This window comes from Acinetobacter junii CIP 64.5 (assembly GCF_000368765.1).
In the GTDB taxonomy this organism is placed as follows: domain Bacteria; phylum Pseudomonadota; class Gammaproteobacteria; order Pseudomonadales; family Moraxellaceae; genus Acinetobacter; species Acinetobacter junii.
On the sequence record NZ_KB849654.1, the window covers coordinates 562,165 to 574,859 of the forward strand.

10 protein-coding genes are annotated in these 12,695 nt (G+C 41.6%); 2 read left to right on the forward strand and 8 right to left on the reverse strand.

Translation table 11 applies throughout. The features are described 5' to 3' along the window. Window positions 1-4 precede the first annotated feature (4 nt). The 7 genes from nuoH to ndhC form a co-directional block, all read right to left on the reverse strand. The gene (gene nuoH, locus F948_RS04220) at window positions 5-1,021 is read right to left on the reverse strand and encodes an NADH-quinone oxidoreductase subunit NuoH (RefSeq protein ID WP_004914292.1); all 1,017 of its coding nucleotides are present in this window, start codon (window positions 1,019-1,021) and stop codon (window positions 5-7) included. 3 nt (window positions 1,022-1,024) lie between these two features. Next, entirely contained in the window at window positions 1,025-3,709 is a 2,685-nt protein-coding gene (gene nuoG / locus F948_RS04225) for an NADH-quinone oxidoreductase subunit NuoG (RefSeq protein ID WP_004960316.1), read from the reverse strand. Window positions 3,710-3,720: 11 nt separating this feature from the next. Continuing rightward, complete coding sequence (gene nuoF / locus F948_RS04230) at window positions 3,721-5,046, reverse strand: NADH-quinone oxidoreductase subunit NuoF (RefSeq protein ID WP_004952448.1); 1,326 nt, start codon at window positions 5,044-5,046, stop codon at window positions 3,721-3,723. Next, window positions 5,043-5,552 (reverse strand): NADH-quinone oxidoreductase subunit NuoE, encoded by a 510-nt coding sequence (gene nuoE / locus F948_RS04235; protein WP_004638051.1) that lies wholly within the window; start codon window positions 5,550-5,552, stop codon window positions 5,043-5,045. Before nuoE ends, nuoF begins: the two co-directional genes overlap by 4 nt. Window positions 5,553-5,564: 12 nt before the next feature. Next, a complete protein-coding gene (gene nuoC / locus F948_RS04240) occupies window positions 5,565-7,352 on the reverse strand; it encodes an NADH-quinone oxidoreductase subunit C/D (RefSeq protein ID WP_004952445.1) in 1,788 nt (595 codons plus the stop codon). 88 nt (window positions 7,353-7,440) lie between these two features. Continuing rightward, window positions 7,441-8,118, reverse strand: coding sequence for a NuoB/complex I 20 kDa subunit family protein (locus F948_RS04245; RefSeq protein ID WP_004881335.1), 678 nt, complete (start codon window positions 8,116-8,118; stop codon window positions 7,441-7,443). A 6-nt stretch (window positions 8,119-8,124) separates the two neighbouring features. Beyond that, on the reverse strand, window positions 8,125-8,676 hold the full coding sequence (gene ndhC / locus F948_RS04250) for an NADH-quinone oxidoreductase subunit A (RefSeq protein WP_004914305.1): 552 nt from the start codon (window positions 8,674-8,676) through the stop codon (window positions 8,125-8,127). 397 nt (window positions 8,677-9,073) lie between these two features. Between ndhC and F948_RS04255 the strand changes: the two genes are divergently transcribed. Together F948_RS04255 and F948_RS04260 are read left to right on the forward strand one after the other, a co-directional pair. Continuing rightward, window positions 9,074-10,492 carry a GGDEF domain-containing protein gene (locus F948_RS04255; RefSeq protein ID WP_004960324.1) on the forward strand — a complete coding sequence of 473 codons (1,419 nt, stop codon included), beginning with the start codon at window positions 9,074-9,076 and terminating at the stop codon, window positions 10,490-10,492. 93 nt (window positions 10,493-10,585) lie between these two features. Continuing rightward, window positions 10,586-10,942, forward strand: a complete 357-nt coding sequence (locus F948_RS04260) for a hypothetical protein (protein ID WP_004914312.1) — start codon at window positions 10,586-10,588, stop codon at window positions 10,940-10,942. A 37-nt stretch (window positions 10,943-10,979) separates the two neighbouring features. Here the strand turns inward: F948_RS04260 and bfmS are convergent, their stop codons facing one another. Further along, the gene (bfmS, locus tag F948_RS04265; protein WP_004952440.1) at window positions 10,980-12,620 is read right to left on the reverse strand and encodes a sensor histidine kinase BfmS; all 1,641 of its coding nucleotides are present in this window, start codon (window positions 12,618-12,620) and stop codon (window positions 10,980-10,982) included. Window positions 12,621-12,695: the final 75 nt, after the last annotated feature.

The window sequence follows — 12,695 nt, forward strand, 5'->3', positions numbered from 1 at the left end:
TGTCCTAGGCCTGATTCATCAGAATCACAGCACCAGTCACTAACAAGTTGACCAACGCCAATGGCAAACAAACTTTCCAACCAAAATTCATGACTTGGTCATAACGTGGACGCATTAAAGAACCACGCGCCAAGACAAACATCATTACAAAGAATGCTGTTTTAATTACGAACCAGAAAACTGGTGGAACAAATGGAATTTCTAAGTTAAATGGAGCTAACCATCCACCGAAGAATAAAGTGACGATTAAAGCTGAGATTAATACCACGTTGACATACTCTGCAACGAAGAACATCCCCCACTTCATACCACCATATTCAACATGGTAACCTTCAGCTAACTCTTGTTCAGCTTCTGGTTGGTCAAATGGATGACGGTGAGTCACTGCTACACCTGCGACCACGAAGATCAAGAAACCAATGAATTGTGGAATGATGAACCACATATCACGTTGTGCTTCAACAATCTCACGAAGGTTAAATGATCCCGCAATTGCAACCACACCCATTAATGAGATACCCAAGAACACTTCATAAGAAATGGTTTGAGCAGCAGAACGAAGACCACCAAGCAATGAGTATTTGTTGTTAGATGCCCAACCACCAAATAACACTGCATAGACTGCGATACCCGCCATTGCCATAAAGAACAACAGACCGATGCTCATATCAGCAACGCCCAAATATGGACTTACTGGGATAACCATAAATGAAAGTACGGCAGTTGCCATTGCAACTGCTGGTGCTAGACGGAAAGTCAATTTATCAGCAAACTTTGGTGTCCAGTCTTCCTTAAACATAATCTTGAGCATGTCAGCTACGATCTGGAACATACCTCCAGGACCGACACGGTTAGGACCATAACGATCTTGCCACAATGCCAAGAGACGACGTTCGATAAATGACATCAATGCAGCGATAAGAACCACAACCAACAAGATCACGATCGCTTGAATCACTGAATAAGCGATTGGCCAGTTCTCAGCCCAAAGTGGCGTTTGACGTATAATTTCTTGATTCATGAATTACACTCCTACCGCCACAGACACAGGCTCAGCCAATGAAACTGTTGGTGCTAAACCAATTGGATAACCAATATAGCCTGTTGGTAAATATTCAATCACTTGTACAGGTAAGCTAATGCTTGTTTCGCCTGCTTGTACTGTAATACGTTGACCGTCTTGAACATTTAAACGTGTTGCATCTTGTTCACCAACAGCAAACATCGCTTCAGGAATACGAGATTCCATTGCAGGTGTTTTAATCGTAAATTCACCAGAACCAAAGATATGGTGCATTGGTACAAGACGGAAACTTTCAGGGTTCACTACAACAGCAGTTGGTGCCACATAGCTACGTGCAGGACGTTTAGCTAAACGATCAAATAGACGCACACCTGAATCACCGCCTTTTAAGTGACCACCCACTTCATCTTGGTATTTATTCCAAGCTTGTGGTGAGTTCCAACCTGCAGACCATGCGAAAGGTACTAGCGAAGAAGCTGTCTGATTACCGACATAACCTTCCATCGAGAACGTTAATGCTGAATCTAGATCAGTTGGCTGTTTAGGTTCATGAACAGATAATGGCGCGCGCATTGCTGTACGACCAGAATAACGACGTGGTTCACGCGCAATCTTCAAGCCATGGATACGATATCCTGCATCAGGTGCAACATCTTGAATGGCTTCAAGCACAGGAACATTCTTCACGATGTCATCAATCACATCATCAAGCAGTGTCCAATCTACAGCTTTGCCTTTGAGACCAGTCTCAACGGCATGTAACCAACGCCAAGATTCTTTGATTGCATATTCAGGCTTGTAATAGCTTGGGTCATATACTTGATAGAAACGTTGCGCACGACCTTCTTGGCTCACAACAGTACCATCACCCTCTGCAAAACTTGCAGCAGAAAGAACGATATCTGCTAGTTTCAGAGTTTCTGTTTCACTATGATCCAATACGATTACGGCTTCAGCTTTCTCAAGTGCAGCTTTGACTTGTGCAACTGGTAAACGACGAGTTAAGTCATTTTCAACCACAACAACAGCATCATACTCTTGAGCAAATGCCTGTTCTAAGCTTAAACCACCGAATAATGCTAGACCCATTGAGTTCACTTCAGGAACCGTCAAAGATAAACCAGCATTTTCACCAAGATTCTGTGCAACTTGTGCAGCAGCTTCCATAATCGCTGAGTCTTGCAAGCTTGTACCAGAGATAATCAATGGTTTTTTCGCCGCTTTTAAAGTGTCAGCAATCGTTTGTGCAAATGCTTTTGCATCATCGTCAAGACCAGATACTGTTTCACCTTTTACAGCAGCAGCGACAGCAAAACCTAAACGTGCAATATCGTTTGGAGAAGCAACAACTTCACCTGTTGCAACATCCGCTAAACGCGTTTGTGTTGCAGCAAGAATATAAATCGGTGATTTTGCTTCTTGGCCAATACGTTGCACAGGCTCTGCTAACCAGTCAGGAGTACGCGTTTTCGCAGCCATTTCTTTCGCTTTATTTTTCGCAGCTTGGCGAACTGATAAAGCCATACGTGGTGCTGTTTGCGTTAAGTCTTCACCCAAGATTAGAACTGCATCATAGCTCTCAATTTCACGCATGTTCGGGTTATAGATACCCTGTGTTTGCATGATTGAAGCAGCTAACTCAACCAAGTTCTGCTCTTTTTGAGACATACCTGTTGAATAGTTAGCTTGACCAACAAGTTGGCGAAGTGCGTAGTTTGATTCCAAGCTTGCACGAGGAGAACCGATACCTAGAACTTTCTTACATTTAAGCTGTGCAATGACTTGATCAAGTGCCTGATCAACACTCACAGTTGCAACAGTTTCACCATTACGGAATTGAGGTTGGCGTGGACGATCTTCACGATTGACATAACCCGTACCGAAACGACCTTTATCGCAAAGGAAGTATTGGTTTACTGAACCATTAAAACGGTTTTCTACACGACGGATTTCACCATAACGCTCACCTGGAGAGATGTTACAGCCCGAAGAACAGCCATGACATACGCTCGGAGCATACTGCATATCCCATTTACGGTTATAACGTGCAGAGTGCGTTTTATCGGTAAATACACCTGTTGGGCAGACTTCAGTCAAGTTACCAGAGAATTCAGATTCTAAAGTACCTGATTCCGGACGACCGAAATAAACACGTGATGCATTCGCATAAACACCAAAGTCGGTACCACCCGCATAGTCTTTATAGTAACGAACACAACGGTAACAAGCGATACAACGGTTCATTTCATGTGCAATAAAAGAACCTAACTCTTGGTTATGATGTGTACGTTTCGTAAAGCGATAGCGACGACGATCGTGCTGAGTCATGACCGTCATATCTTGCAAATGACAGTGACCACCTTCTTCACAGACTGGACAGTCATGTGGGTGATTCGTCATCAAGAATTCGACAATCGATGCACGAAACTCTGTTGCTTCTTTGTCTTCAATCGAAATGTAAGTATTGTCAGCGGCTGGTGTCATACAAGACATTACCAAACGCCCACGTGTGTCCTCAGGATTCGCATATTGAGTTACCGCACATTGACGACAAGAACCAACAGAACCTAAGGATGGGTGCCAACAAAAATACGGGATATCGATGCCAAGGCTTAAACATGCTTGTAGCAAGTTCTCTGAGCCATTGACTTCATACGATTTTCCATCGACATGAATTGTAGCCATAGTCGAATTCCTTAAACCTGTTCTACATCGCGAGTAGCTGCATGGGTTTTAACCTTTGCCTCAAACTCATGACGGAAATATTTTAATGCGCCCATCAGTGGCTCCATCGCACCTGGTGCGTGGGCACAGAAAGTCTTACCAATCCACAACTTTTTAGTGAGTTCAGATAGATGTTGAATATCTTCCATCTTACCTTCACCACTTTCGAGTGCTTTCAGTGCTTTAACAGCCCATGGCAAACCATCACGGCATGGCGTACACCAACCACACGATTCACGCGCAAAGAATTCTTCTAAATTACGGGTCGCTGAAACCATACATTGGGTTTCATCTACGACCATCAACAAACATGTTCCTAAACGTGAACCTGCCTTCATGATGCTTTCAGCATCCATTGGTAAGTCTATATGTTCAGCAGCTAAAAAGTCTGTTGATGCCCCACCCGGCAACCATGCTTTCAGTGTTAAACCATCACGCATACCACCTGCATGATCTTCAATCACTTCACGTGCAGTTGTACCAAATGGCAACTCCCAAAGACCAGGGAATTTCACCTTACCTGATGCACCGTAGATCTTCGTACCAGGGTCTTTAGATTTATGTGCAGAAAGGTTGATATACCATTCTGGACCACGCAACATAATCGCTGGCAAGTTATTGTAGGTTTCTACGTTGTTTACAATCGTTGGACGACCCCATGCACCCGCAACTTGTGGGAATGGTGGTTTAGTACGTGGATTGGCACGACGACCTTCAAGCGAGTTGATTAATGCTGTTTCTTCACCACAAATATAACGACCTGCACCTGTGTGAACATACATTTCGAAGTTCCAGCCACTACCTAAGATGTTTTCACCTAGATAACCTTTAGCACGGATTTGCTCTAATGCTTCATTCAAGTATTGAGCAGCTTCGATATATTCACCACGAATGAAGATATAACCATGAGTTGCCTCTAGGGTATAACCAGCAATCAACATACCTTCAATCAATTGATGTGGAAGCTTTTCCATCAACAAACGGTCTTTGAATGTTCCAGGTTCCATTTCATCAGCATTACAGATCAAATATCGTGGACCACCATCATTTGGTGCCATCAATGACCATTTAATTCCTGCTGGGAAACCTGCACCACCACGACCTTTAACCGTTGCAGCTTTAATGACGTCGAGTACATCTTTTGGAGGCATACTAAGTGCTTTTTTAAAGCCTGCATAACCCTCTAAAGCTTCGTATTCATCAGCATTGCGTACTGCATCTTGCTTACTCAAACGCCAAGTGAGTGGATGAGTTTCTGGATTACCGTCGCCATAAATTGGTTTTGGTTCAGTATTCATACATACTTCTCCAATAACTGTTTAACTGATGATACATCCACTAAACCGTGAGTATCTTCATCAATCATTAACGTTGGACCTTTGTCACAATTGCCTAAACAGCAAATTGGAAGCAAGGTGAAACGACCATCTGCTGTAGTTTGTCCGTATTGAATGCCTAACTCGCGCTGAAATGCTTCTGCTAAAGTTTCTGCACCCATTAAGAAGCAAGCAATCGAATCACATAATAAAATTACGTGACGACCTACAGGTTGGCGATAAATACGGTTGTAAAACGTTGCTACACCCTCTAAATCAGCCACACTGATAGTCAGCAATTGCGCAATTGCATTCATTTGAGCGTCATCTACCCAACCATTACGGCGTTGTACACACTTTAAAGCATCCAAAGAAGCTGCGCGTGGATACGGATAGTGACCAATGTGATGTTCAATCTCATGGATTTCGTCAGCAGTCAAAATCCCTTCAACATTCACACGTGGTTTTTTATCAGTCAAAATCATCATAATCGTTTACCCCTAGCGATCCACGTCAGCCATAACTACGTCAATGGTCGCCAAATAAATGATCAAGTCAGATACTAAGCTGCCGTTAATAACAGAAGGCATTTGCTGTAAATGAGTGAATGTTGGCGTACGAATACGAGTACGGTAGCTCATTGTTGACTTATCAGAAGTGAGGTAATACGTACTCGCACCTTTCACTACTTCAGTCATGAATGAAGACTCACCAGCAGGCATAACAGGACCCCATGACACGCTCAAGAAGTGCGTAATCAAGGTTTCAATATCTTGTAATGTCTTATCTTTCGGTGGTGGAACTGCCAATGGATGATCCGCTTTATATGGACCAGAAGGCATATTATCCAAGCACTGTTGAATGATTTTTAGTGATTCAGTAATTTCGCGGAAATGCACTAAAACACGCGCATATGCATCGCCTTCATACTCAACTGGAACATCAAAGTCGAAGTTCTCATAACCACTGTATGGACGATATTTACGGACATCAAAATCAATACCAGTTGCACGTAAACCAGTACCTGTCACACCCCAAGCTAACGCAGACTTAGCATCGTATTGCGCTACGTTACGCGTACGACCGATAAATACTGAGTTTTTAAGTGCAGCTGTGTAGTACTCGTTCAAACGTTTCGGCATCCACTCTAGCAACTCTTTAACAAGTTTTTGCCAGTTGTTTGGAAGGTCATGCGCCGTACCACCGATACGGAACCATGCTGGATGCATACGGTAGCCCGTAATCGCTTCAACGATGTCATAGACTTTCTGACGGTCTGCGAACATATAGAATACAGGCGTCATACCACCAGCATCCTGAATCGCTGTACCACAGAATAATAAGTGGTTATTGATACGGAACAATTCGTTCAACATCACACGAATCACTTGCGCACGTTCAGGTACTTTAATCCCTGCAAGCTGCTCAACTGCCATTACATATGGCATGTTTTGCGCACAACCACCTAAATAGTCAACACGATCCGTATAAGGAATGAATGAATGCCAAGTTTGACGTTCAGCCATCTTTTCCACACCACGGTGGTGATAACCGATATCAGGCACACAGTCTTTGACTTCTTCACCGTCCAACTGTAAAACCACACGGAAAGCACCATGTGCAGATGGATGGTTAGGACCTAAGTTGAGGAACATGAAGTCTTCATCAGCGTTACCGCGTTTTAGACCCCAGTCTTCTGGTACGAAACGTAAGTGTTCTTGTTCGAAATCTTGTTTCGCTTGATCTTGCATATATGGCGTATATTCTGTCGCACGCGCAGAATATTCTTTACGCAACGGATGACCTTCCCAATAAGTCGGCAACAAGATACGACGGAGCATTGGATGCCCTTCGAAATTGATCCCGAACATATCGTAAGCTTCACGTTCGTACCAGTTGGCATTTGGCCAAATGTTGGTTGCCGTTGGAATGTTTAAATCATTTTCATTCAACGCAACTTTGATACGGATATCACTATTACGCTCAAGCGATAATAGATGATAGAACACAGTGAAGTCAGATGGAGGCAACCCATCACGGTGAACACGTAAACGCTCATCAACCGCAGACAAGTCAAACAGCATCACATAAGGACGTTCCACTTTACGGAGGAACATGAGGACTTCTTGCACGCGTGCGCGCTCAACCCAGACAGTTGGAAACTCTTCACAAGTCGCCTGCACGTAGAAGTTCTCACCAAATTTGGTTTTGAGCTCTTCTACAATTGCAAATGCTGGGCGTGAATCAACCTGAGTCGATTCTGGCATAGCAATGTCAGTTTCAGCCATTGGCTTGGCTTCCTATTTAATACAAATTCTGTCAATTTCCACGATGACCATATCCAATAAGCGATATGTCAAAAACTCATCGTTTAAATTATTTAATTTCATCCATAGAGCGTAGGTTTTTCACCGCAATACGATCAGCATTTTTACGGTCACGTTCTGGCATCATCTTTGGCTTATAAACAGGCTGAAGATCATCACCAATAACCGCTGAAAGTGGACGGCGCTCTAGTTGAATTTGGTCTTGAAGTAACATCAATGCTTGGATTAATGCTTCTGGACGAGGTGGACAGCCTGGGATGTACACATCAACAGGAATAATCTTGTCTACACCTTGCACCACAGAATAGATGTCGTACATACCACCAGAGTTTGCACAAGCACCCATTGAAATCACCCATTTTGGCTCCAACATTTGTTCATACAAACGTTGAATTACAGGTGCCATTTTGACAAAGCAAGTTCCTGCAACGATCATCAAATCCGCTTGACGAGGTGAAGCACGAATAACCTCTGCACCAAAACGTGATAAATCATGAACGCCAGTTAATGTAGTTGCATATTCAACGTAGCAGCATGATGTACCAAAGTTGAATGGCCACAAGGAGTTCTTACGCCCCCAGTTCACAGCTGTATGCAACACATCTTCAAGACGTGTCATCATCACACTTTTATTAACTTCTTCCTCTAATGGATCAGTTACGATCTGACGATCTTGCAATGGATATTGATCGGCATCTGGATTCGCACGGGTTAAAGTATATTTCATCCCGACTTACTCCTGTTTAAATGATGATGTAGTCGGTGTTTTAGATTTAACACGACCAGAAGACTGTGCTGGAATATGACCTGTAGGATCGACAACCAATTCTTCAATGTTATTGAATCGAGTGATCTCAGCAATATTCATATTTGGCGAACCAATTTTCATTGCTACACCTGCAGATTTACGACGATCTACTGGCGCCCAGTTCAACGCACCAACAGAAATGGCATAAATCAAGGCAATCAAGAGATCAACCACAAAAATCACAACCGTGGTAAATCCAAACCACCCTACTTCACGCACAGATGTAGACCACGCGTAGAGATAGAGAGCTTCAAGATCAAAAACAACAAAGAAAATGGCAACGAGATAGAATTTGGCTGACAAGCGAATACGAGCACCGCCCGCACCTACTACGCCTGATTCAAACTGCTCTTGCTTGGCACGCCCCCATGCTTTACCCCCAAGGAGTAAAGGGACTGTCAGCATAAAAACGCAAAGAAATGTAACGCCGATCACGAAAGCGATAATCGCCCAATCGTATGGAGTAATGGCACTCATGCGGGGATAACTCCTGGCAGGCCTATTTTTAACAAAGAATGTATGTATTGGCCTTCAAATACACCAAACACAAAATTAATCCCGCCAATTGTACCTGATTTCTAATTTCTCATGCTAGTTGAAGCGCTTTAGTCTTTTGGATGATTTTGTTCATAAATTTACTGATATATATAAGATCAGTGTTAATTCACCCTCAAAAATCGATTAATCAAATCACGTATAAGTTATTAATCATTTTTTTCTATATTTATGCGCCAAAAACATTCTTCTTTTACAAGCCATGCGCAAAAATATAACAACATGAACCAAATGATTGTATAAGCATAAATTTATGGTGAAATTTTAAACAAAATTTATATAATAGCGCCACTCAAAAGCCATCAGGAACAGCGTTAGAATGCCCTCACTTAAAGTCGCATCAAAATCTCTTTCGCTTTCCCAATTATTTCTATTGTTCAGTGCAGTTATCTTGTTCTGCTGCTTACTTGGCATCGCAACACGCCAACTTACATTTTTAGCTTCATTTTGGCCAGCGAACTCCGTACTTTTAGGTATCCTGATTCGCTTTCCTCAAACACGCCATCCAATTAGTTTTATTGGCGCTATAGCTGGGTATTTAATTGCAGATTCAATGCAAGATACCCCTTTTTTGCTGAATGTATGTTTAACGTCAGCCAATTTACTTTATGTCATCACCACATTAGCGCTCTATATTAGATTTAGAAATTACATTCGCTCATTACATCAAGGTTACTTTTATCTATTTTTATTTAGCTTTTGCTGTATTGGGGCTTTATCTAGTTCATTATTCGCTGCGATTTCACTCCCCTATTTTAATACTAAATTTGCTTTGGGTACGTTTTGGATCGATTTTGGCTATTGGTTTACGGCTGAAATCCAAAATGCCCTCTTACTTCTTCCTGCACTACTTAGTGCACCAAACTTTAAAGAGTTAAAACAACAATTTATAGAATTTAAAACTCAAACTGTTCAACAGAGTTTTCCGCTATTTGCAGTTCTTATTTCAATTGTGATTGCATATTACGATACAGGACCAGGTTCGCTACTTTACCCAATTGCACCCTTGATTTGGTGTGCGCTTGCTTATCGACATTTTTCTGTTGTGATCATTACTTCGATAACCTGTGCTTTTATCATTCATCATGTTTCAGAAAATTATTTACAACTCTATCCACATGAATATTTAAACAATACCATCTCTATTCGATTTGGCTTGATTATGATGACGATTGCACCTCTTACTGTGTCCAATATCAATATGGTAAGGTCAAAGCTCATTCAAGAATTACAACACATCGTTGCACATGATGAACTCACCTCTAGTTTAACTCGACGACAATTCCTCCAGTCGGTACAACTTCTACATGCTCAAGCTCAAAAAGCACAACAAACCACAGCATTTTTGATGCTTGACCTCGACCACTTTAAAAAAGTGAATGATACCTATGGTCATCAAATGGGAGACAAAGCACTGAAATATTGCGTACAGGAGATTCATTCATTACTCAGACCAAATGACTTACTTGGACGTTTAGGTGGTGAAGAATTCGCAATTTTTATGAGTGATATCGACCCTGATACAGCTTTTCAATATGCTGAAAATATACGTTTAAACATCAGCAAGATGCCTATTCCACTCAATGATCAGCAGCAGTTTTACATACAAGTCAGCATTGGAATCTGTTTGTGTACTCCTGAAAATCAACAGTCTATTGATGCACTATTTAAACAGGCTGACGATGCGTTGTATCAAGCCAAACATCAAGGACGAAACCAAGTTGTGATATCGACATAATATGTTTCAATTCAGCTACATGCTTTAATTAAGTTTATACACTCTTACCTTCATTCATCGGTATTCTAGAGTTATAAAACAAGGAGAAAAAATATGCAGCTAGAATACACACATGACACAGACTATTTCTTTTTCTCACAACTCTTAATGCGTCATATCGAAACTTATATTCAAAAACATCCTGACGCAGACAATGCGATTTTTGACCTAAGAGATATTTATGAAGTTTTTAGAGAGGATTTTGCTGCGACCACAACAAATCTAGAAGGTATTCTAAATATTGCAGATACATATAAAGTCGAAACACTTGATGGAGATAAACCACTCATTCGAAATTATAAAATTGATGTAAAAAATAACTCTCTATTAATTGATTTTAATGCTGATGCATTACAGCGTTTAAAATCGGGGTATCCACTCATCGAACCAGATGCTTCTGTACAAGAATAATTAATTGTGACAAAGAGAAACCTCAGATATCTGAGGTTTATTTTTTTGCAGGCTGTTTATAACGTTTTGCTGGCCATGTCATGATAAAACGCGCCCCACCGAGATTTGGGCTTTGATCGACTTGTATATCACCACCAAACCAATATGCAATACGGCTTACAATTGACAACCCCAATCCATAACCACCTGAGGCACGAGTACGACTATCATCTAAGCGTGCAAACGCTTCGAAAATACGTGAGCGCTCTTGCTCTGGAATACCAGGACCATCATCTTCGACGCAGACATAGGCTTTACCATCCGCACGAACACCACCACTAATTCGCACTTTATTGTCACAATAGCGAACCGCATTACCTACAAGATTTTGTACGACTCGATGTAAATAGCGTCTTTCAGCATCGACACGAAGCGCTAAAGGAGGTGCAATGAGTTCAATCTCTTTTTGTGTTTTCAGTGCCTCTGTTTCCATCGCCACTTGATCCAACACCTCAACTAGCACAACATCTTCAAAATCTAATGAGGGTGTACCCTGCTCCAATTTGGCATAAGTCATAATCTCATCAATCAAGGTATTCAGCGCTTCAATGTCTTTATCAATCATATCCACTTGCTGAATCCGATAATTATAATCATCTTCTTCGGCAAGCATTTCCATCCCAAAACGTATACGAGCAACTGGTGTGCGTAACTCATGAGAAACCGCACGCATCAACTCACGTTGTGCCTCGATTAAACGCTGAATATGATCGGACATATTGTTATAACTGGATGCCAAGTTTGCCATTTCATCACTTCCCTCGATCGGGACACGCAATGACAGATCACCAGATTTCATTTTGTTTAAGGCATGACGAACCTGACGAATCTTTCGTTCTAAAGGTAAAATCAACCCATAAACGCCTAAACTCAACAAGAATAAACTAAATAGAGTAATCCCTGCTGCGAGCTGGAATGGCATCCAATTGAACATCGGAACTGGACCTAAGACCAAAACTTGTGCTGGATGATTCGGCATCGGTGAAACAATCGAAATGGTTGTGCCTCGAACAGTCGCACTGTCCTTATACAACAGGACACTTTGATCTTGGCGTAAACGACCAATTTGCTCTGAATCGAGATTAATCTCACGAATATCTAAAATATCAATCGGATAATAGAAGTGCTTTTTAATTTTTTCTAAGTATTCACGCTCTTGTCCCGGATAGAAAATTAAATAATCCAAGACAAATATAGGCAACGCCTTCATCTGACGTTCGCCAATTTTATCTACTTTAATATAGATAAAATGCTTCGGGTCATCTTTTAGACCAATAATAATATAACCAACCCCGTTGTTCGCATCGTAGCGCACAACAGACTTTTGCTCAGAAATTCGTCTTTTTTCAGTTCGAGATAATTCAACACGCGCAGCATCAACATAATAAATTGGAAGCTCTAACAAATCAGAAGCATCAGAAATCCAATCTAGCTTTTGCTGCTTGGCAGGCTGGCGAGATACCCCTTCACTAATTACGAATGAAATCCCATCCGTAAGTGATTCACGATATTCTTGCGCACGTTGGTAGTTAATGATTTGAACCAGCAAATAACAAAATGCGGCAACCACAACCACTAAAACGACCAAACCAGCATAGATACGCAAGAATATGCTGTTTTTGAGTACTCGACTTACCATAAGGTCAATAATTCCAAACTAATTAAAGTCCCTTCTGAGCAGTAAACTGCACAAGTCCCTTTTTTCAAGGGAGTC

Coding starts and splice junctions, on each gene's coding strand:
- nuoH (WP_004914292.1), bottom strand. CDS start 1,021: ATGAATCAAGAAATTATACGTCAAACGCCACTTTGGGCTGAGAACTGG.
- nuoG (WP_004960316.1), bottom strand. CDS start 3,709: ATGGCTACAATTCATGTCGATGGAAAATCGTATGAAGTCAATGGCTCA.
- nuoF (WP_004952448.1), bottom strand. CDS start 5,046: ATGAATACTGAACCAAAACCAATTTATGGCGACGGTAATCCAGAAACT.
- nuoE (WP_004638051.1), bottom strand. CDS start 5,552: ATGATGATTTTGACTGATAAAAAACCACGTGTGAATGTTGAAGGGATT.
- nuoC (WP_004952445.1), bottom strand. CDS start 7,352: ATGGCTGAAACTGACATTGCTATGCCAGAATCGACTCAGGTTGATTCA.
- F948_RS04245 (WP_004881335.1), bottom strand. CDS start 8,118: ATGAAATATACTTTAACCCGTGCGAATCCAGATGCCGATCAATATCCA.
- ndhC (WP_004914305.1), bottom strand. CDS start 8,676: ATGAGTGCCATTACTCCATACGATTGGGCGATTATCGCTTTCGTGATC.
- F948_RS04255 (WP_004960324.1), top strand. CDS start 9,074: ATGCCCTCACTTAAAGTCGCATCAAAATCTCTTTCGCTTTCCCAATTA.
- F948_RS04260 (WP_004914312.1), top strand. CDS start 10,586: ATGCAGCTAGAATACACACATGACACAGACTATTTCTTTTTCTCACAA.
- bfmS (WP_004952440.1), bottom strand. CDS start 12,620: ATGGTAAGTCGAGTACTCAAAAACAGCATATTCTTGCGTATCTATGCT.